We start from the raw sequence: 20,434 nt of genomic DNA, 5'->3' as shown, positions 1-20,434 counted from the left end.
AATAAGTCCTTAATGATTTGCTCGTGTCCAAGGTGAGTTTTCTAGTCCGATTAGGTAACGAATGCCACCAATGAAGTTGGCGTAGTGTCCAACTATCAAATAAGAGATTAATGAAATAGGTTTGTTTACTAGACGCTTTGGCAAGATGCAGCCAAGGACGCCAATGGTATAAACGGCAACTTGAGCCCATAACAGCGCTTCAAATACCAAGTAGTTGCTAAGTAAGATTGAGCACACTAAGCACACAATCATTAAATAGGGAGTGAGCAGGCGAAGTCCTTTTCCTGAAAAGAACGCAAACGCGATGCCTTTGAACTTCGGGCTGAACAAGGCAAATAATCGAATCGCTTGTTGCATGTTACCCGCTGAAATACGAAGTCTTCTTTTGAAGTCCGTTTCTAGGTTCGATTCCTCTAGCTCTAATGCCACCATTTGGGTTTCGTATTCTGCGATGTAACCTTGTTTAACGATTTGCATCGGTAAGATGAAATCATCATTAATAGTGTTGAGTGGAAGCAGTTCAAACAGGTGTGTTCTAAACAAGTAGAAAGCGCCATGAGAACCCAAGCTAGAACCTAACGAAGCCTCAGACTCTTTAACCGCGGTTTGGTACTGCCAATACGTGTTTTCGCCTTCATTGCCTGTTGGACAAAGTTGATACGTTGCGTTTACCACTCCAACCTTGTCACTTTCAAAATGAGCGGCAGCTATAAGCAAAGCATCCAATGAAATAAGGGCAGAAACATCACTCATCGCCGTGATATCACTGGTTATACGTGTCACTTCTTCATTAACAACCGCGACTTTGCCTCGGTTTACTTGATGGTCATGTATCTCAAAATAGACATCACTGCACATCGCTTCTTGTATGGTCATTTGTGCAATGGCGACTGTATTATCGGTGCAACCATCGCAAGCGACAATGACTTGCAGCTTCTTTTTGGGGTAATCGAGTGAAGCAAGGTTACGAATCTTGTCTGCGATCCACTGTTCTTCGTTAAATGCAGGAACAAGAACGGTGATGGTCGGCAACGTACAATCTTGCTGTTCCTCTTTGTAGCAACGATGACTCTCTTCAACTTTGCGTGCGGGGTGGCTTTTCGCATACCAACGCAGTAACAAAGGGTAGGCTGCGTGATGATAGACAATCAACGCACCTGAAAACAAACAAAGTCCCGCAAGCAACCAATCAATCATGCGTAAGCTCCTTCTGAGATGTCGTTGTAAGACGAAACCATTTTGATGATGTCGAAGTTCTTAAGAACATAGTGTCGAGGTGATAAAAAGCGTTCATTTTGATTCTCTAACAAGGCATTGGCTAATCCCGTGATACTGCCTTTTTTAACGAGTGTTCCGCTGATAGGGCACAAGGTTTCATCGACGGCACCAACGTCCATTGCGACGGTTGGAATATTGCATGCTTGAGCTTCAAGTGTAGAAAGCGGCAGCCCTTCGTGGCGTGAAGGTAGGCAGAACGTATCCAACGCTCCGTAAAACGTGGTCATGTCTTCAACTAAGCCAAGAAAGATGACTCGGTCACTCAGATTCAAGCGGCTAGTCAGTTGCTCTAGTTGATTGCGTTTAGTACCGCCGCCAGCCAATGCGACAACCATGTTTGCAGGTAAAAGAGTCAGTGCTTTAATAAGTTGGTCTTGGCCTTTGACATGTTCTAGTCGACCTGCACAACCGATGATGTGTTTGTCTGTCGGCAGGTTTAGTTTTGCTCTCGCGTGTTCTTTCGACATTGGCTTAAACTTCTCACAATCAACGCCATTTTTGATGGTAATGATGTTCTCATAAGAAAAAGCAGTGCGTAGTTGGTTATAAACACGTGTCGCGTCGGCAACTAACGTTGGTTGAGCAGCTTTTAAAGCAAGCGCTTGTAATCGACGACGTTTGTTGTTGTTCAGATGCCAAGCGTCATGTTCGGTATGGATTCGAGTTGGAACCCCGGTTACGCGAGCGGCATAACCAGCGTATAACAGTGGGCCAATATGATGGGTATGAACCACATCAGGGCGAATCGCGTTGAAGGCTTTAATTAGCTTAATAATGATATTGAATTGTACGCCTGGTGCTTTATCCAAAAAGACGATTTGCTCTTTGTATGGCTCTAGCTTCGGCCAGTTGTTGATCGACTCTTGTTTTGTACCTTCTAAACTGACAATCAACACTTGGTCTGTTGGTTTAGCAAGGCGCAGCAAATCCAGAGTTAGGGTTTCTAATCCACCCGGTGCAAGGTGCTGAACAACGTGTATGATCTTTTTGCCATGCTTCGTTAAATGCGTATTCATAATTTGGACCCTGCCTTTGTGATTCTTATTTCGCCTTTCTGACGTTTCTCTTGAAGTAAATTCTTTAAAACGTTTAACTACACAAGGAGATAGCAGGAGTTGTGCCAATTAAATAGCCTTTATTTTTCAGGTATTTAGATTATTCAATTACAGGGTGGTTTTCATTTCTCAAAATGGGAATCAAAACAAAATACGATTGAATGGCAATTTGAATCATAGGGCTTGGGTAAATCGAAAGTAGCATTAGAACTTGGGGCTTTAAACAAACAAAACGCCAAGCGAGTGTTGGCGTTTTGCTCTAGGATGCACGAAGCTTGGAAACTAGAAAGCTAGGATGCACGAAGCTAGAAAGCTGTGAAGCGAGCAAGTCAAAAATGGCTTTGAGGCTGACTAGCTCATTTTCGGGATCACCGTTATCACAGGGACACCCAAGATATCTTCGATTTCGTCTTTGCGTTTGATTGAAGAATCAAACAGTTCAAACAATACCGCTAAACCAATACCCAATCCGATACCTGCAACGAATCCAGCCAGAATAAAAACAAAAGTCGGCATGTTAGATTTGACACTCGGTGTGAAAGGCAAATCGATAATCTTCACACGTTTGTTTTGCTCGAATACACCAAGCGAACCCGTTAGTTGAGCCATTTCATAACGCTCTGTCAGTTCATCATATAGTTGACGTTTGATTTCAACTTGACGTTTAAGGCGGTACATCTCTTTTGCATTTTCGCCGAAGTTATTGGCCTTGTGTTCTAATTCGAAAATCATAGTTCGAAGGCTTTTGGTCTCTTCAGTTAAAGACTCAAAGCGAGCACGAACCAGCTGTAGGCTGTGTAATTGAGTGACCAGAAGAGGTTGGGTATCAGAAAGTTTGTTCAGTGTCGTACTACTTGCGATGTCCCAAAGCTGGTCGCTGTTCATCGTTGGCTGGGTTACCTCGAGCAAACTCTTACGTTCATTCTCTAGTCTGTCTAGCTCACGCACTTTAGCTTGCACAGCACTGTGCTTGTCCGTGTATTTAGCTTGTAACAAGGTAAGGTCGCTACGAATGTCGATGATCTGGTCTTCTAATTTACCGATCACAGGGTTGGTTCTTGAAAGTTGTTGGTCGATTGACCCTAAACTTTTTTCGACACCCGATAACTCGGCCTCTTTTTCTGCCAGTGTTTGTTTGAGTGAAGCTAGGCGATTCAAACTTTGGCTCTGTACCTCAGGCGTCGAATGAACATTCTCATTCATGTATGCAGCTAGCGCTTCTTCTGCTTCTGCAAGCTCTGCGCTACGTTTGTCGATATGGATTTTCAAGAAGTTACTTGAATCTTCAATCGATGAACGTTCCGGTGCGAGTAACTGTTCAATGAAATGTTCACTTACCGAGCGCAGCGTCGCTTCCATTCCATTTGGTGTGTTCGACGTTAGACTTATCTTTAGAAAATCTTTTCCAAGCTGAGTCACCGTTAGACGTTGAGACAGGTCAGTAATGATCTCTTGTTTCTCAATTTCAGGCATATCTGGCGTGGTTAATTGCAGTTCATCAGCGACCGAGTAAAGCACATGTCGACTGTGAAGCAGTGTTCTCAATGCGTTAAGTCGATCTTTGAGCATCGTCGAAACGGCAATGTCTTCCAAGAATGGATTCATCTTGGCCGTTTCTTGAATCAACATACTGGTATGCGCGTCATATTTAGTTGGAGCCAACTTGCTCACACCAAAGCCTACAAAGGGCAAAATAAGCATTGGCAGAACGATAACGTAGCGTTGGCGCCACATCGCATTGATGATGACTAATAACCGCAATTTCAGATTATTCATAATAGCTCCAACATCCAATGTACGAAGTTACCACGGTTCTGCCAGCTCTCTTGTTCGACGACAGAGATAGGTGAGTTGCTTAGCTCGCGTGCATGATCAAGCGCCCAAATCATTTGGTTGGCACTGCCAACCGTGGTTACGTGCCCTTGATATGGAACCAAAGCAGGGAACGGTGTTGTGATAATGGGTGTGCCCGCCGCAAGGTATTCCATTAGTTTGAGTGGGCTACACGCTCGGATCTGCTCGTTATCAACAAACGGCAACAAGCTCACATCCCAGTGTTGAGAATAGCTTGGTAGCGTGTGGTGTGGACGAGGGCCAAGGTAATGTACGTTACTCAACTTAGGCAGCATGAGCGTATCAAGCTCGTTTGGACCTATGAAAACAAAGTCCCATTCCGGCATCGCATTCGCAACATGATCAATCATTTCATAATCAAGCCACTTAGAAAGGCTGCCATAAAAACCAGCAATAGGGCGGTGGTTGCTTGGTAAATCTTTTGCTCTTGGTGCGGGTGTTGAAAATAGGTCTACGTCGACACCATGTGGTAGCAAGTGCGCTTTATGCTTTGGAAATTTACCCATCAATTTTTTGCTAGCCGCGAATATAAGCGTTGATTTTTCGATTAGCTCTGATTCGTGCTGTGCAACGGTGTCATGATCAACACCAGCCAGCGCGCTAAAATCATCACCGCAGTAATAGACCACAGATGACTCGCCTAAGTGTCCGCACAAATCAACAGCGGTCGGAAGAGAAGTCCATAGGATAGGCGCGTTCAGATTAAGCTCCGCAATAATCGGTTTTAGTTGGTGCAACATCATTTGCTGAGCCAACTTTCTAGAAAATTTAGAAGCAGGCGCAGGGATTGTCTTTAAGTTAACGATAGTAATGTTGTCGTGTCCCTCAGAGTCGAGCATGTTTTGAGTAACGGCTTTGGTTTTACCAAACAACTTGTTGAACGCTCGGCTGGCATCTTTAGCGGACAGCTTCGGTTGTCTTAAGCCAATAGAGTTGACCCATAAGACTTTGTGTTGCTTAGCAAGGTGACGAACTAAATGTTGAGTCGATGAAGGTAGGCCACCAAAGTCTTCACCAAATACGATTAAATCACGCATGGTCACCTCCATGAGTCTCTAACGAATCGAACATATCGGATTCTGTCACTTCAACGGGTTTGATGTGACCGACAACTCGAGCTGGGTTGCCACCTGCGATTGCGAAGGCAGGAATATTCTTTGTTACTACGCTGCCTGCGGCTATTACGGCACCTTCGCCGATGGTTACGCCACCTTTGACCGTCACATTCGTGCCCAACCAAACATCGGGTTCAAGAATGATGTCACCGATTTGCTGAGGGTCGTCACCTTCACCTAGCGCTCGGCGTTTTGCATCAAGCGGGTGTCCAGAGTATCCAAATAGAAAAGCGCCGCCTGCGATTCGTACGTTGTCAGAGATAACCACTTTACCTCCAACAGCGATAGTCGACTGCCAACCAATGTCGACGTTATTGCCAATCGACAATAGTGGGTGTTCCAAGCCTTCAAGTTGTTGAGTACAACCAGAGAATGTCGTGTGGCCAGAGATACGGCAGTTGTCGCCAATCGTAATTTGCACCGGACCGCTGACGAAAGGCAGTCCACCATACAAATACAGGCGTTTGCCACATTGAGCCACACGACCTTTGAAAGCCGGAGTCCAGTAAAAGAATCGCGTAAAGCCAGAAACCAGATTCACCACTAGCTTGTGCGCTTGATATAGGCAGCGATTAAGTACTTGAGGGGTAGGTAGCTCTGCGCTTCTGATGTCTTTCAAAATGAAAAACACATTTCTAATTCGAGAATTAGGATGAAACTTAAGCCAATGTTTGAATTGATGTATAGATACTGACGTCATAATGAAAATCCTCTGTTTTGTTATATAGAAGTACTTTCATATACTGTGCCATTTAATAAATATAATATTTTCAATGAGTTAAAATATGGCTTTTAGGTTTTCTCATTTTGACAGGCAGTTTGAGATACGTTTGAGGCGCAAACTGTGAGTGCTGCGAGGATATAAATCGGCCAGTTGAAGCCTTGAGTCAAAAATGTCCCCGACACTATTGTGCCAATCAGACCTGCATAGATCGCATAGGCGACCGCATTAAGCTCGGGGGAGATTTCTGTGGTCGAGTTTTTTAATCTCGTTAGCGTAGAGCGAGAGGTTTTGATCAAAGAAACGATAAGGCAGACAAAAATGATCAGACCAATAAAGCCAGTCTCTGCTAACACACCAAACCAAGTACTGTGAACGGCGTGATTCAGTCCGTCCCAGTGCGAACTATAAAAGAAGTAGTTCGAGAAGAAGTTGTTCAACCCTACGCCAGTCAGTGGATTTTCAACTGCCATTTTTACTGCCGCTTCCCAAGCATAGATTCGCCCCATTGCAGATTCATCGATACCTTGTTCAGCTGCACCACCAGAAGACCTGTCTGAGATACCAGCAACTAAATAGAGCATCACGGCCGCGACAGTTCCCACTGAGATTAAGAGAACTTTAGAGCGCACTAGCTTCCACGCAAAAATACCAATCACCGCAATACAACCCAGTAATCCCCCACGGCTTTGAGTGGCAATAATGGCGGCGAGCAGTAACAGACAAACTAAGGCACTGATTAAACGTTTGGATCGTGAGATGCCAGTCGTGGTGGCTTGGCTTATTGTAAAGGCGAGTGGGAACATCAGTACCAGTGCTAGGTCGTTCGGGTCACCTAACATAGAGCCAAAATCGCGGCCAATAGTCACGCGTGAGCCCTCGACAAGCCCAATACCATTTACTGAGTTGTACACGGCAATAGAGCTGACTAAAGCGCCAGCGTAGATAATCGTCATCGCGGTTTTTGCGAGATTTTCCGTGGTGTTTACTAGCCAAGTAATCGCAAGCGTCATCACTATAATTTTCCAATAAACGCCCTTGAATTCTGCTAGTGCTATTGGCCTGTTGGACGCGAAGATAATACCAATGAAAACCAATACCCAAAATATGGCGAGCCAATTTAAACAAGGGTGCCAGAAGATTTTAAGTTCTTTACTGATTAATGCATGCCATAGAAGAGCCGACAGAGCGCCTAATGAAAGCATCAGCGGTATTTTTAGCGAATAGAGCTGAGGTATAGCTTCGTGAATTCGGAAAAATGAAAAGACAACGAACAGTAAAACTAACCAGAATGTTTTGTTTAACACGAATAACCCGGCCAATGGCACAAGAGCGAGCGCCACAATGACAGCAGGGTGAGGCACAAAGTACCAAACAACACCAAGCCCAACACACAAGGTGCTGATCGTGATGATGACTGGCAATCTATTGGCTTCAGGGTTGACCATTGTGACCTCTATTGGCAAATAAACTCTTTAGGACTCGGCTCGTAATCTTTTTAAGACGTAGTTACGCCTGATGTTAAAGATTGCAAAGTGAGTGCCAGTTATGCATTTTGTTTAACTTACTGATTTAATGTTGGATTATTAAGTGAGGGCGTAGCCTTGAGGTGAGTTTTGTCATTTTGAGAATCAGTATAAAACTGACTAAAGTACTTAAATCATCAAGCCCAAATAACCAGTTATCGACTAAGGCTAGAATTAACGGTCGAGTTGATAGATTTCCAACAACTGCGGAACAACGGCTTGTGGAGAGTATTGGTTTTTCACGGTTTCTATCGCGTGACTCTTGAGAGAGTTACGTTGCTCGTTCGTCAATGACATCCACAAAGATAAAAACTGTTCTAGCTCAGCTTCTGAATTTGCAAGGTAGCCGTTAACTTGATGCTCGATGAGTTGAGGCAAGTTACCAACTGAGGTGGCGAGAACGGGAATGCCACGAATCATGGCTTCTAATGCCGCCATAGGTAAGCCTTCAAAGCGAGAAGGGATGATTAACAGATCGATTTGGCTCCAGACGTCGTCCATATTGGTCTGATGCCCATGAAAGGTCACATTATCAGGCTGCGATTTAACTAAGATGTCCATTTCTGGCCCGTCACCAAAAAGCTCAAACCGAACATCAGGAAACTGTTTGGCTAATGCAACAAATCGATCAGGCGCTTTTTCATGGCTCAATCGCCCCACAAAACCAACATGGAATGGGCTTGATGAAGGGGAGCTTGTTAACCCGGTTGGCATTTTAACAAAGTTATTCAATTGATGGGTTTGACTCGGCACTTTCGCTTTAATCTTTTCACTGACCACGAGCGACTGATCAGAAAGAAAACTGCTGTAACGGTCGAGCCAATCATAAAGCCATACTTTGCCTGTTGGGGTTTCACCTGCGTGATAAGTGGTGATTTGCTTTGTGTTGTTGAAACGAGGCGGAAGCTTGATTAACTTGCTGACCAAACTGGCTTTGTAACCATGAGCATGGATAAGCCTTGGTTGATAATGTTGAATTGCACGTTTCAGCTGTGTCGCGCTATTGCCATTTGAATCTACAGAACATGAGGCTAAATCGGAGAGGTAACTAAAAGGGATGTTCAGCGCATTCAACTTTTCAACGATGATCGCTTCAGGATTAAACTTAGTCAAAAGAACGATACGAACAGCCTCTGAATACTGAGCGCTTTCCGATATCAGGCCTTGTGCTAATTCTAAAACATGCGTTTCTATGCCTCCAAAAGTTTGGCTGTCGATCAACAGCCAAATCTCATGAAGGTTTATGTCGAGTACACCTTGGTTAGGCTTGATTGTACTCATCTTCCGATTCCCAAGCCTGTTTCTTACGATAAACAGTAGAAGGGCTAAGTTCTAGCAGCACAGCAGCGTTTAACACATTCCCATCGCAATGATTGATGGCATGTTGAATGGCTTCACGTTCTATTTGCCACATTGGACGAATAGCACCTTCGCTTGTGGTAAATGCAGGCGTCATCGGCTCATTGTGAGCTTGAGCAACTGACGATTGTTCCAACTCTTCCGGAGTAATCGGTGGCAACTTAGCTTCTGGTGCTTCAACAACTGCAGGTTGAGGCGCAGTTACTCGAATTGGTGTCACTGGTTTAGATGATGGAGCGGCATCTACTTTATTAATCGGAGGCGGTAACATGTCTTTAGTCACGCTCGTTTCATTGTTCAACACCACGATGTTACGGATGATGTTTTGCAACTGACGCACATTGCCTGGCCACGCATAACGTTTAAGTAGATTCTGCGTTTCTTTGTCTATTGATTTGAACTTCTTCTTGTCTTGCTTCGCGTACAGCTTCAAGAAATGATTGCAAAGAGTGACAATGTCACTCCCTCGCTCGCGAAGCGGTGGCATCTCGATAGGCACAACGTGAACACGATAGTAAAGGTCTTCTCTAAAACGTCCTTCTTCTACTTCAACCAGTGGATCGCGGTTGGTCGCACAGATAATTCTGACATCCACTTTAATCTCGCGGTTGCCACCGAGTGGAGTAAACGTACCAGTTTGCAAAAATCTGAGGAGCTTCTTCTGCATCTCCAGTTCCATTTCACAAAGCTCATCGAGAAATAGGGTACCGCCATGCGCTTGCATTGCTGCACCTTTACGGTCGGTTGTCGCACCGGTAAACGCACCTTTAACGTGACCGAAGATTTCACTCTCCATTAGGTCTCGAGGGATAGCGCCGCAGTTAATGGCCACGAAGGGTTTACCATTACGCTGACTCTCTTGGTGAATCGCTTCCGCACACACTTCTTTACCTGTACCACTTTCGCCGTTAATAAACACGCTGGCAGTGGTTGGTGCTACCGAATCAATGATCTTGTAAACCGCCTGCATGGGTAGGCAAGAGCCAATGAAATTATGAAAACGATCACGATCGAATTTGCTTTGCATGTTATCGACGAGGTTTTCGAGTTTCGCTCTTTTTAGATGCAAGCTAACAGAGGTCTTGAGTCGATCGGCTTGAATGGGTTTCTCTAAGAAGTCTTCTGCACCGCGTTGGATAAGGTCTACCGCGATGTTTACTGAACCATGCGCTGTCGCGATGATGACAGCGGCCGGTATTTCGTTAGCAGTAATCCAATCTAAGACTTCTTCGCCTGGCATGTCAGGAAGCTTAAGGTCGAGAATCACAAGCTGTGGAGAGTGCCTTTCAATGAAGGTCTTAGCTTCCGCGCCGGTTTCGACGTGGAAAATATCATAGGGCTCGTCTTTTACGTACTGCTTGTAGAGTACGGCGAGTGAGGTGGAGTCTTCAACTAACAATACCTTAGGGCGCATTGTGTATTCCTTTTGAAACTTTATCCTAACCAATCAATAACATAGTGATATGCAACCATCAATACGAGTCTTGTGTATTTGTTATCTACCACATGCAATCTTTTAAGAAGCGGCCTGTATAACTTCTCGCATTGCTGTTCATGATGGAGCCCATCTTATGGCGACTATATTAATAACGACTGTTTTGAGTTTTTAATCTGATACCGATAATGAACATGCAAAGCTAGCTGAAGCCTGCCTCTTTCCTTTCAAGCAAGGCTTTTATTGAACGCTCTGCGAGCTCTAGTAATTCATCAACTTGTCGAAATGCCGCATCATGACTCTGTTCTAAACATAGCTTTTCTAAAGCTCGAGCTAATTCACCCAAAGGGCGATTACCTAACGAAAGCGCTGTGCTGCCGAGAGTGTGGACCTCGAACTCAAGTGTTTGAGCGTCTTTCTGCGTGACTGCCTCTTTTATAGCGACCAAGCGTGTTTGTGATTCTTCGACATAATGGTCGATCAAGATAGGGATAATGTCCGCACTTGTATCGCGAATCATTTGCTCCAGAACGCTTTCATCGACAAGCTTGCTCACTTGTTGTGAGTTTAGATTTGTAGCTGCGTCTGACGCTAAAGTAGAATTCATCAAACTAAGTCCTTTTATTGAGCTTAATATCTGTTAATACTATTAAGTTTTAGTCATTTTCTAGAATAATTTCAACTGGTTGCCGTACAAATAGAGCATTTAATTGGCATCTCACTCATCTTGCTATTGGGTTTGTGACAAACCTAACGGACTGATTTTATTTTGTTTTCTCTTATGAAATATAAACTTAGGTGCCTATAAAGCCTAAGGTGCGGGTAAATCTTAGAAGAAAACGAGCCCGATACAAATAAAAAAGACCACTGCAGTGAAATAACAACAGTGGTCTTAGAGCGGGATAAGCAGTTTGGGCTAATCTAAATAGCGATAACGCAAATAGCGATAACGCAAATAGCGATAACGCAAATAGCGATAACGCAAATAGCGATAACGCAAATAGCGATAACGCAAATAGCGATAATTTAAACAGCCGAGCTTTAAATCACGAAAAGTAGGACTACGAAGCTTTATCAATCTTTGGCTTTGGGTCGGCTTCTACTTCTTCCTCGCTACTTTCAGAGAAGATATCAGCAACGGCGCTTCTCTCTAATTCACCCTTCAGATTACCTTCTTCGTCGACAACTGGAAGGGAGTAGTCACAAGACATAGTGTCTGGAAGTACTTCTTCAATTACCGCATCTGGTAAAACAGCAGGAACCTCTTCGTAAATCTCATCGCTGAAGTCATGGACAGAGGCATCTTCAACCGCGTCTTGTAAGCTCTCTTGAGTCACCAAACCTTGATAGCCTTCGTCCGTTACGTGATAAGCGTAATCGTTTTTCAGCATCTTCATTTGTGCCAGAGCACCTTCAATCGTTTCTGAAGTGATTCGATACAGAGGAGGCTGCATAACGGTTTCAACGGTCAGTGCACGAGCACGGTTTACGTCTTTCACGAACGCTTCCACGTAATCATCGGCTGGATTTAGCAGAATCTCATGTGGTGTGCCTTGTTGTACTAACTCGCCGTCTTTCAAAATTGCGATTCTATCGCCTAGGCGGAGTGCTTCGTCCAGATCATGTGTGATGAAAACAATCGTCTTATGAAGCTTCTCTTGAAGTTCAATAAGCTGGTCTTGCATTTCACTTCGAATCAAAGGGTCGAGTGCCGAAAAGGCTTCATCCATTAACAAGATTTCAGCGTTAGTACACAGAGCGCGCGAAAGGCCAACACGTTGTTGCTGACCACCTGAAAGTTGCGCAGGGTATTGCTTGCCGTAACCTTTCAAGCCCACGGTTTCTAACCATTCGTTGGCTTTTGCTAAACGGTCTTCTTTTTTGATGCCTTGTACTTCCAACCCGTACGCAACGTTTTCAACCACAGTGCGATGAGGCATTAAGCCAAAGCGTTGGAATACCATCGACATTTTATGACGACGGAACTCTTCTAGCTGTTTAGTGTTGAGGCTCATCACATCAATGCCTTCAACCATGATTTTACCTTGAGTCGGGTCAATCAAACGGTTGAAGTGGCGGATCAGCGTCGATTTACCCGAGCCAGAAAGCCCCATGATAACGAAGATTTCACCACGGTTAATCTCAAGGTTGATCTCTTTTAAACCAACGGTATGACCCGTATCCGCAAGAATCTGATCTTTGTGTTCGCCGTTTTGAACTCGGTTCATAACAGACATTGGTTTCGGTCCAAACACCTTGTACAGACCACTAATTTCAATCAATGGTTTAGTCATGCTTGAATCCTCCTAAATGCGCATTAGTTCTTCTTGCGTACGCCTGAGAAGCGCGGTCAAAAAGGATTGCGAGGGCAACGATGGCGAAACCATTCATCAAGCCTAATGTGAAGTACTGGTTAGTAATCGATTTGAGAACCGGTTGTCCTAGGCCTTTCACACCAATCATGGATGCGATAACAACCATAGACAGTGCCATCATGATGGTTTGGTTAATACCCGCCATGATCGTTGGCATTGCTAGAGGAAGTTGAACACCCCATAAGCGTTGCTTTTTGCTCGCACCGAAAGCGGTAGCGGCTTCAAGGACTTCTTTATCAACTAAGCGTATGCCTAGGTTAGTTAGACGAATTACAGGTGGAATCGCGTAGATAACCACGGCGATTAGCCCTGGAATCTTACCGATGCCCAGTAGCATTACCACTGGAATCAAATAAACGAACGCAGGCATGGTTTGCATGATATCGAGCATCGGCGTAACAATTGACTGAGCTCGATTTGAACGAGCCATCGCAATACCAATCGGAATGCCCAAGAATATTGAAACCAAGGTACATACAGTGATGATACTGAGCGTCCGCATGGTGTCTTCCCACATTCCAAAGTAACCAATGAGAAGTAGAGAAGCAACACAGCCTAGAGCCAGTTTCCAAGAACGGCTTGCTGCGTAGACAAGGCTGGTACACACAGCCAGGACTATAATCCAAGGTGTTGAGATAAGGAGTTTTTCAAACCAAACGAGGAATGAAAGAAGAGGGTCAAAGAGAGATTCAATCATTTCGCCGTATTCACGGGAAAATTCACGGTATGCGCCATCTAGCGTCTTTTTTATGGTTCGTAAATCACCGCGTTCCATCTCTGGAAAGCTTGATAACCAATTGCTGTCAGCCATTTTATATCCTTATAGTTCGGAGCCACTTGTCCATGCGATAAGAAAATCGCTAATGAAAAGGGCTCCGAATCATGAATAACATCAAGTATAGCGACGTTATTTCTGTTTTATTGTTGAAGCGTAATTACTTGTTATTAAATCAAGCTCTTACAGCTCTGCTTCAACTTTCTTAGCCACTTCTTCAGAAACCCATGGGTGCCATACTTCTGGGAATTCACTTAAGAAATGCAGACTCGCTTCTTCGCCATCAGCTTGGTTGTCTTCCATCCAAGCAAGTAGCGAGTTCATTTTGTCGTTTGTGAAACCACGTTTAGTAAAGTAGTCGTACGCTTCAGGAGCACGTGACGCAAAACTTTCAGTGGTAATCGTGTGGACAGGTGAAGGCGGGTACATGGTTGCTTTTGGCGATTCACAATCTTCTTTGGTGGTACAGTTAAGGAACTCTTCCTCATTAACGCCACTGCCAAAGTCGACTTTAACCATGTCGTATTTACCTAGAACAGCGGTCGGTGCCCAGTAGTAACCAAACCAAGCTTCTTCACGTTCATAAGCTTTTGCGATAGAGCCAGATAAGCCGGCACTCGAGCCTGGATCAACAATCGTGAAACCGCTGTTTTCTAGCTCAAGAGCATTAAACAAGTTTCCGGCGCTGATCTGACAGTTCCAGCCTGCAGGGCAGCTGTAGAATGCAGATGTATCTGGGTCTTCTGGGTGTTTAAATAAGCTTGCGTTTTTGCGTACGCCTTCGATGGTTGCCATTTCAGGGTACTGTTTTACTAGGTAAGCTGGAACCCAAAAGCCTTCTTCGCCGCCGTTCACAAGTGCTTTACCTGCGTAGCGAAGACGTTTTTCTTCAACACCTTTATCTAATGCGTCTTTTAAGCTGTTGCTCCAAAGTTCAGGTGCAACATCAGGCTGGCCTTTTTCGATCATAGACGTGCCTGTTGGCATAGTGTCGCCAGGGATAAGTTCAGCATCACACCCATAACCATGTTCAAGGATGAATTGGTCGATATTGGCGATCAGTGTTGCAGAGTTCCAGTTCATATCTGCGATTGTTACGCTGCCACATTCTCCAGCGTTAGCATTACCGCTGGCTGCTGCTACTAACAAAAATACGGAGCTTAACTTGTATTTCATATTGAGTTTCCTTTCTCTTTAATAATACAACTAAGGTAACCAAGGTAAATTGATTATCTAAATTGCTCGATGGTGATCCTTTCCGTGTATTTGAACCATTTGAGCAGAAGGAGGGATGGGTGAAGTTTGAATAGATAAACGTGCAAAGTCAGTGAAGTGTGATTTGCCAATTCATCCACTGTGTTTCAACAGCCATCGGATAACTTTGTCAAACTATTACAAATTCGTCAAAAACCACCTCTATTTATAATCTTAGGGAATAATCGTACGAATTCCATCTTTGATGCGATTTACATAGCACTTTAACCGTCTGTGTCACATTACCGCTAAAGTTAGGTGTGGGGCTGTTTATTTTTGAAGGGATTTAAAGGTGGTAAGACCATGAATGAAGTGTGTGAAATGCGTTGAATGGTTTTTAAAATCTTATTTTTAATAACAATTTCGCCAAAAGCACCCAATTTGGTTTTGAATCATTCAGAGCAGTTGGAGCTTGAAGTCTAATACGATTGGCGGCTGTCATGGTTTTAATGACAGCCAGAAAGTAGCAAAAGAAAGTTACATAGGAAGGTTCAAAAACTCATTTTGATACAGCTTGTTTGCCAAGCTATCGCGAAGCTTAACGGGGATAAATTTCATTCGATTGATTTGTCTGACCAACTCTTGTGCAAAGCTAGGCTTTTGTTTCATGTTCATCACGCAGCCCATTAGATTGATACTTTGTGCATCAAGCAGCTTTTTCGCTTGTTCTAGGTGGTGACTCGACGTTTCTCCATAGGCGACAACAATTAGTGTACTGCCACAAGCGCTCGCGACAGACTGCGCCGGAATATTGCCTTTGTTTATGTTGAGAAGCGGTGAGGTATCAATGATGACTCTGTCGTATTTCTCTAACCATTTGTTGACCACTTTTTGTAACGTTGTCGGATCTTTATAAGCCAATTGCGTTGAAGCAACTTGTGGAGCAGGGACACCGATAAACGTACGCTGAGATTCAACATGTTCTATCAGTTGACCTTGCTGATTATCTTCTAGCATATTCAAATCTTTGAAAGCAGGGTTGAATAAGTTGAGATCAACATAAAGCGTTGAATGACCCGCAAGAAGAAAACGCTCGGCTAATGCGGTTGCAATAGATGTTACGCCGTCACCTGAATGGCAGGCGGTGACGCATATTGATTTTTGGCCGTTAAGTTCAGAAGCTAAATACAGTTGCTCGACTTCGGCATGGGTCGCTGAAATTGTCATTATAAAGCTCCTATTAATACGATGGTGGTGGTGATACGCAGTATGTCATCAAGTCCGACGCGTGCTTTTTCAATAAAGCTTTCGCGACGGTCTGGGATGTAAATCGTGTCACCAGCGCGTAGCACCGGCAAGTTGTAAATGTTCGCCGTTTTGCTGAATTCAACAAGGTCAAAAGTACGAGCCTGACCTTGGCAGCAAGACATATTGACGATGGTAATTTTTTCTACATAAGCATTGTCGGTAGGTCCTGCTGCTTCTGCCAGAATATCTAGAATGGTCATGTTGTCGTTGAACACATAACGCCCCGGATTGTTAATCGCACCAAGCACACGAACGGTTTCTTCTTTCGGTGTATCTAACCAGTTTTTGCCTTTCTCTGGGATGTAAATCGTGTCGCCAGTGGTTACGTTTGGCAGTAACGATTCGTCACCGGTTTCGAAGTACAGTGATAAGTTAAGTTTGCTTACTTGCGAATAGGTTTTGTCACGATGCGTTACTCGAACGTTGTGGATGTCGGCATCCTTTGTTGGACCGTCAGCCGCAGACAAGATATCAAGGAAGTGCATGTCTTTGGTGAAGCGGTAACGACCGGGTGCATTCACTTGTCCAAAGATGTAGATCGAAGCATCAGAGCTTTGACGAACCCATTGTGATTTATTGTCTGAAGGATCTTGTGGCAAGTCGTGAACACGCACGATAGAGCCCGCTCGAATTTGTGGCATTTGGTCACGTGGCGCACCATTTCGAATAAAATCATCAAGGTTAAACACAACTAGCTTTCTACCAGTAACAACTTCGATTTTCGATGTGTCAGCGCGTAGCGTAGGGCCACCGACGTGTGCCAATAATCCCATGAAATTCATTTCATCTGACCATTCAATACGACCAGGTCGATTCACCTCACCAATCACGTTAACTGCTCTGTCTGGCGTGATTTTCAACCAAGACTTCTCGTTCATGTCGGTTTTCTCGGGAACGAAAATCGCGTCACCAGCTTTGATGCTAGGAGGGTTAGAGTTAGGTAAGCCTTCAGTGTAAGCCGCTAAATCGAATTTAAGCACTCTGCCATCTGCTTTGATAACACGGATTTGTCGTGACTCTGCAAATCGAGTTGGGCCGCCCGCATTCGCCAAGATATCCATAAAGGTCGCGTCTCTTTTGCCTTCAAAAGCACCAGGGGCTGCGACTTCGCCCATTACGTAAACCATGTTGGCGCCGGATTTGATCTCTTCTTCTTGCTTGGGAACGAAAATGGTCGCACCCGGGCGTAAAATTGGAAGCAGACTTTCGTCACCAGAATCTAAGTAACGTTTTAGGTTGAATAGCGTTGGGGTGTTGTTCGAAATCACTCGGATTTGCTCAACACTGGCATAACGAGTTACGCCGCCCGAACGCATAAGTACGTCGACAAGGTCGGTGTTCTCTTTGTAAGTGAACGAACCCGGCGCGTTCACCTCACCAAACACTTTGATGGAGTTACGAGAATCAGCACTGTCACCTGAGTTAGCAAGCTTTGCTGCGTCAAACTCTTGCTCGATGTTACCGACTAATGGAGAAGCTGGAACGAATAGTGAATCCAGTGATTGAAGAGTAGGTAATGCTGACTCGTCTCCTGAATCAAGGAATCGTTTGTAGTTAAACTCTTTCTTATCTGCGCCTCGCTTAAGAATCAGCTTATCCAGTTGCGCGCCCGGGCGTAAACCACCCGCAGCGTAAAGTGCCATTTGGATGCTAGAACCTAATGAGAGCGTGTATTCGCCAGGCTGTTCTACATAACCTTGCACGTAGATGATGATTTGCTGCTCTTTTACATACACTGAAGCGTTCGAAAGATCTTTGTAAGCGGTTGCCAGCGACTCTAGAACGACTTTGTTAAGCTGTTCGCTGTCGTAACCCGCAACAAACACAGCGCCTACTTCTGGAAGAGTAATACGGCCACGCTTATCCACTTGGAACCCCGTGTTTAAGGTACTTTCACCGGGTACGTTAACTTGGATTAGATCACCGACTTGAACCGCGTCTGAAAACTCATCGTTAGCATTGACGACATTCGCAAAGCATAACGATAGGGTGATGATAAAAGCGATCAAGGATTTCATAATCCACCTCCCATTTTCTCGGCATTCTTAGGCGAGACAATTTCAATACTTACTCGGCGGTTCGTTAAACGCGTGCCGTCGGATTCACCTTCAAAAAGAGGGACGGTTTCGCCAACAGAGACGGCTTTGATTCGTTGAGCGCCTAGTCCAAAAATAGTCAGGTAGCGTTCGACTTGTTTCGCTCGTCCAAGTGCTAACTTGTCGTTGTATTCTTCGGCACCCGTTGCATCAGCATGGCCGGTAACAACAAGGTCTAGGGATTTGTGTTCTTTAAGTAAAGTGGTCGCCTCGGCCAGTCTTCCCATATATTTAGGATTTACTTCAGTCGAGTTTTCCGCAAATTGGTTGTCAACATTAAGCAGGTCATACAACTGTTCAATAACCGACAGTTGCATTCTAAATTGATTTTCATTTTTTGGTGGCTCACAGCGGGCTTGTGAAGTTACGTAATCCAGTTGGACCTCAAGTTCATTTAGGCGTTTTCTTTGGATCACTAAGTCGTTGGCTGCATCCAGTAGTAGACCGCCTTGAAGTTCACGAGCAATACGGTTTTGCTTTTCGATTGCTTGAACAACAGCAGCGGGGAAACACCAACGAGCACCTTCTTGGATCAAAGCATCAAGGTGCAATTTAGCGAGCTGCCAATCAAAGCGTAATCCATGTTCTGGACCAAGAGGCTCGTCTGGCATGACAGGAGAGAAGTCTGAGTTTTGATAGTTAATAGAATCGTAACTTTCAGCCAAACCCCCTGTGCCTTGTTCAGGATAGCTAGTACAGCCACCCAGAACGAGAGCGGACAGAGAAAGGGCTATGTAGTTTTTCAGTATTTTCATGCCAACGTCCTATGTTTCTAATTTTTCTTATTATTTTTTGTTACTTCTAGCTTAGTGGGTCTTCATGAATTTGCAGGATTTTTTGAATTTACTGGGATAGCGTGGCCAATACGCAGCAAGCTCATAATTTCAAGCGGTTGCCCCGTCACATTTTCAAGTCGCATATTGCGCTCGCGTTCAGTCAGACGTTTGAACATATAAACAATTGCGCCAACCCCAGATGAATCTAAAAACTCAACTTGGCTAAAATCAACTTCGATTTCAGGGTGGCCATCGTTAGAAATCACATCATCGATGTCGGTTTGTGCATCACGACTGCCTGCTGCATCCAGATCACCGAAAATAGAAAGTATCAGTGTCGTTGTGTTTAAATCAATCTTACGTAGTTCCATAGCGATATCTCCTTTTAAGTATGTATGGACAACTGCACTGAATGTGCCAACTTTTATGTTGTTATTTTTCAATAAGTTATGTTTAGTACGAATTCCTATCTCAAATTGAGAAAAGACGTTTCTCAATATGAGAACTAAAAAAGGCGGAATATATGAGAGTTATAGATCATTAATTTAATGAATAAATGAAAAGGTTAGATAAGGTTGATGAGTGGATCGCATCTTCTAGCAAAGGTTGTCTACCTACGTGTCAGAACGCTTAGGATTAAAGGCGTTTGTTGACTACTACAGATATCAATACGGAGCAGATGATGAGATTAACTAAATTGGCGATAGCAACTCTATGGGCGTGTTCGCTTTCTTCTCATTCATCCTATTTACCTCCCGACCATTTGGTACTGGCCAATACATACCAACAAGGCATTGATGTTTCTGAATACTGGAAGAGTGAAAAGCTTGATGGGATTCGGGCTCTTTGGGACGGACAACATCTTTATACACGCAATGGTAATCGCATTTACTCACCCAAGTGGTTTACTGAAAACTTGCCTAAGGTCCATCTCGAAGGAGAGTTGTGGGCAGGAAGGGGCAAGTTCCACCTTGTTCAATCTACCGTTCTCGATCATACGCCGAGTGACACAGCATGGCGCCAAATCGATTTCATGCTGTTTGATATGCCCGGCGCTGCGGGAGATTATCAAAAGCGCTATTACAACATTTTGCATTGGGTAAGCGTGATTGGAGAATCTCATGTCAGCTACATAGAACATGTACCAATTCACAGTGAAGAGGCTTTGTTTCATCAACTTGATAATGTCGATGAGCGTAATGGCGAAGGTTTGATGCTTAGAAAAATCACCAGTCGTTATCAAGCAGGCCGAAGTAATGATTTGGTAAAGCTTAAAAGGCATCACGATGCCGAAGCCACGGTTATTGGCTATAGGGGTGGGACAGGGAAGTACAAAGGGATGATGGGGTCAATTCTGGTTCACACAGAAGAGGGTGTGGAATTTTATATAGGTAGCGGGTTCAGTGACCAAATGAGACTTGTACCGCCAGAGATCGGCAGCCGTATTACCTTTCGCTACAATGGTTTTACTCAAAACGGAAAACCCAAGTTTGCCCGCTTTGTACGAGAGAAGAGTGAATATTAAGGCAGATACGATCTACCTAACCATTAAACGAAAAAGAGCCCT

At 44.3% G+C, this 20,434-nt stretch carries 17 protein-coding genes; 1 reads left to right on the top strand and 16 read right to left on the bottom strand.

What is annotated here, in order from left to right:
* Positions 1-9: 9 nt before the first annotated feature.
* The 16 genes from LMH68_RS00605 to LMH68_RS00530 all read right to left on the bottom strand — a co-directional run bounded on the left by LMH68_RS00605 (position 10) and on the right by LMH68_RS00530 (position 19,238).
* Positions 10-1,197 carry a glycosyltransferase family 2 protein gene (locus tag LMH68_RS00605; protein ID WP_229647965.1) on the bottom strand — a complete coding sequence of 396 codons (1,188 nt, stop codon included), beginning with the start codon at positions 1,195-1,197 and terminating at the stop codon, positions 10-12.
* Positions 1,194-2,294 carry a glycosyltransferase gene (locus tag LMH68_RS00600; RefSeq protein WP_229647966.1) on the bottom strand — a complete coding sequence of 367 codons (1,101 nt, stop codon included), beginning with the start codon at positions 2,292-2,294 and terminating at the stop codon, positions 1,194-1,196. The genes LMH68_RS00605 and LMH68_RS00600 overlap by 4 nt, the downstream gene beginning before the upstream one ends.
* Positions 2,295-2,684: 390 nt before the next feature.
* Positions 2,685-4,109: a GumC family protein gene (locus LMH68_RS00595; RefSeq protein WP_017063900.1), complete on the bottom strand. Its 1,425-nt coding sequence runs from the start codon at positions 4,107-4,109 to the stop codon at positions 2,685-2,687.
* Positions 4,106-5,224 (bottom strand): glycosyltransferase, encoded by a 1,119-nt coding sequence (locus LMH68_RS00590; protein WP_136978473.1) that lies wholly within the window; start codon positions 5,222-5,224, stop codon positions 4,106-4,108. Before LMH68_RS00590 ends, LMH68_RS00595 begins: the two co-directional genes overlap by 4 nt.
* Positions 5,217-6,002 carry an acyltransferase gene (locus LMH68_RS00585; protein WP_017063898.1) on the bottom strand — a complete coding sequence of 262 codons (786 nt, stop codon included), beginning with the start codon at positions 6,000-6,002 and terminating at the stop codon, positions 5,217-5,219. The genes LMH68_RS00590 and LMH68_RS00585 overlap by 8 nt, the downstream gene beginning before the upstream one ends.
* 92 nt (positions 6,003-6,094) lie before the next feature.
* Positions 6,095-7,471 carry an O-antigen ligase family protein gene (locus tag LMH68_RS00580; RefSeq protein ID WP_102333320.1) on the bottom strand — a complete coding sequence of 459 codons (1,377 nt, stop codon included), beginning with the start codon at positions 7,469-7,471 and terminating at the stop codon, positions 6,095-6,097.
* A gap of 252 nt (positions 7,472-7,723) precedes the next feature.
* A complete protein-coding gene (locus tag LMH68_RS00575; RefSeq protein WP_017066739.1) occupies positions 7,724-8,830 on the bottom strand; it encodes a glycosyltransferase family 4 protein in 1,107 nt (368 codons plus the stop codon).
* A complete protein-coding gene (locus tag LMH68_RS00570) occupies positions 8,811-10,322 on the bottom strand; it encodes a sigma-54-dependent transcriptional regulator (RefSeq protein WP_229647967.1) in 1,512 nt (503 codons plus the stop codon). The genes LMH68_RS00575 and LMH68_RS00570 overlap by 20 nt, the downstream gene beginning before the upstream one ends.
* A 223-nt stretch (positions 10,323-10,545) precedes the next feature.
* Entirely contained in the window at positions 10,546-10,950 is a 405-nt protein-coding gene (locus tag LMH68_RS00565) for an Hpt domain-containing protein (protein WP_017066737.1), read from the bottom strand.
* 454 nt (positions 10,951-11,404) lie between these two features.
* Positions 11,405-12,637 carry a quaternary amine ABC transporter ATP-binding protein gene (locus LMH68_RS00560; protein ID WP_004733799.1) on the bottom strand — a complete coding sequence of 411 codons (1,233 nt, stop codon included), beginning with the start codon at positions 12,635-12,637 and terminating at the stop codon, positions 11,405-11,407.
* Positions 12,630-13,529 (bottom strand): ABC transporter permease, encoded by a 900-nt coding sequence (locus tag LMH68_RS00555; protein ID WP_017059591.1) that lies wholly within the window; start codon positions 13,527-13,529, stop codon positions 12,630-12,632. Before LMH68_RS00555 ends, LMH68_RS00560 begins: the two co-directional genes overlap by 8 nt.
* A gap of 147 nt (positions 13,530-13,676) precedes the next feature.
* Positions 13,677-14,669, bottom strand: a complete 993-nt coding sequence (locus tag LMH68_RS00550; RefSeq protein WP_017063893.1) for an ABC transporter substrate-binding protein — start codon at positions 14,667-14,669, stop codon at positions 13,677-13,679.
* 555 nt (positions 14,670-15,224) lie between these two features.
* Positions 15,225-15,914: a tyrosine-protein kinase family protein gene (locus LMH68_RS00545; protein ID WP_017063892.1), complete on the bottom strand. Its 690-nt coding sequence runs from the start codon at positions 15,912-15,914 to the stop codon at positions 15,225-15,227.
* The gene (locus tag LMH68_RS00540; protein WP_017067079.1) at positions 15,914-18,013 is read right to left on the bottom strand and encodes an SLBB domain-containing protein; all 2,100 of its coding nucleotides are present in this window, start codon (positions 18,011-18,013) and stop codon (positions 15,914-15,916) included. The genes LMH68_RS00545 and LMH68_RS00540 overlap by 1 nt, the downstream gene beginning before the upstream one ends.
* Positions 18,010-18,846 carry an OmpA family protein gene (locus LMH68_RS00535; RefSeq protein ID WP_017067078.1) on the bottom strand — a complete coding sequence of 279 codons (837 nt, stop codon included), beginning with the start codon at positions 18,844-18,846 and terminating at the stop codon, positions 18,010-18,012. The genes LMH68_RS00540 and LMH68_RS00535 overlap by 4 nt, the downstream gene beginning before the upstream one ends.
* A 62-nt stretch (positions 18,847-18,908) precedes the next feature.
* On the bottom strand, positions 18,909-19,238 hold the full coding sequence (locus LMH68_RS00530) for an STAS domain-containing protein (protein WP_102333326.1): 330 nt from the start codon (positions 19,236-19,238) through the stop codon (positions 18,909-18,911).
* Positions 19,239-19,549: 311 nt separating this feature from the next.
* Here LMH68_RS00530 and LMH68_RS00525 point away from each other — a divergent pair, with 311 nt between their 5' ends.
* On the top strand, positions 19,550-20,392 hold the full coding sequence (locus LMH68_RS00525; RefSeq protein ID WP_229647996.1) for a DNA ligase: 843 nt from the start codon (positions 19,550-19,552) through the stop codon (positions 20,390-20,392).
* Positions 20,393-20,434 lie beyond the last annotated feature (42 nt).

The organism is Vibrio sp. F13 (assembly GCF_020806305.2).
GTDB lineage: Bacteria > Pseudomonadota > Gammaproteobacteria > Enterobacterales > Vibrionaceae > Vibrio > Vibrio crassostreae_C.
This window is presented reverse-complemented; position numbering and strand designations above follow the sequence as displayed.

Bases quoted from the DNA above. Each gene is read 5' to 3' on its own strand.
- LMH68_RS00605 (WP_229647965.1), bottom strand. From the start codon at position 1,197: ATGATTGATTGGTTGCTTGCGGGACTTTGTTTGTTTTCAGGTGCGTTG.
- LMH68_RS00600 (WP_229647966.1), bottom strand. From the start codon at position 2,294: ATGAATACGCATTTAACGAAGCATGGCAAAAAGATCATACACGTTGTT.
- LMH68_RS00595 (WP_017063900.1), bottom strand. From the start codon at position 4,109: ATGAATAATCTGAAATTGCGGTTATTAGTCATCATCAATGCGATGTGG.
- LMH68_RS00590 (WP_136978473.1), bottom strand. From the start codon at position 5,224: ATGCGTGATTTAATCGTATTTGGTGAAGACTTTGGTGGCCTACCTTCA.
- LMH68_RS00585 (WP_017063898.1), bottom strand. From the start codon at position 6,002: ATGACGTCAGTATCTATACATCAATTCAAACATTGGCTTAAGTTTCAT.
- LMH68_RS00580 (WP_102333320.1), bottom strand. From the start codon at position 7,471: ATGGTCAACCCTGAAGCCAATAGATTGCCAGTCATCATCACGATCAGC.
- LMH68_RS00575 (WP_017066739.1), bottom strand. From the start codon at position 8,830: ATGAGTACAATCAAGCCTAACCAAGGTGTACTCGACATAAACCTTCAT.
- LMH68_RS00570 (WP_229647967.1), bottom strand. From the start codon at position 10,322: ATGCGCCCTAAGGTATTGTTAGTTGAAGACTCCACCTCACTCGCCGTA.
- LMH68_RS00565 (WP_017066737.1), bottom strand. From the start codon at position 10,950: ATGAATTCTACTTTAGCGTCAGACGCAGCTACAAATCTAAACTCACAA.
- LMH68_RS00560 (WP_004733799.1), bottom strand. From the start codon at position 12,637: ATGACTAAACCATTGATTGAAATTAGTGGTCTGTACAAGGTGTTTGGA.
- LMH68_RS00555 (WP_017059591.1), bottom strand. From the start codon at position 13,529: ATGGCTGACAGCAATTGGTTATCAAGCTTTCCAGAGATGGAACGCGGT.
- LMH68_RS00550 (WP_017063893.1), bottom strand. From the start codon at position 14,669: ATGAAATACAAGTTAAGCTCCGTATTTTTGTTAGTAGCAGCAGCCAGC.
- LMH68_RS00545 (WP_017063892.1), bottom strand. From the start codon at position 15,914: ATGACAATTTCAGCGACCCATGCCGAAGTCGAGCAACTGTATTTAGCT.
- LMH68_RS00540 (WP_017067079.1), bottom strand. From the start codon at position 18,013: ATGAAATCCTTGATCGCTTTTATCATCACCCTATCGTTATGCTTTGCG.
- LMH68_RS00535 (WP_017067078.1), bottom strand. From the start codon at position 18,846: ATGAAAATACTGAAAAACTACATAGCCCTTTCTCTGTCCGCTCTCGTT.
- LMH68_RS00530 (WP_102333326.1), bottom strand. From the start codon at position 19,238: ATGGAACTACGTAAGATTGATTTAAACACAACGACACTGATACTTTCT.
- LMH68_RS00525 (WP_229647996.1), top strand. From the start codon at position 19,550: ATGAGATTAACTAAATTGGCGATAGCAACTCTATGGGCGTGTTCGCTT.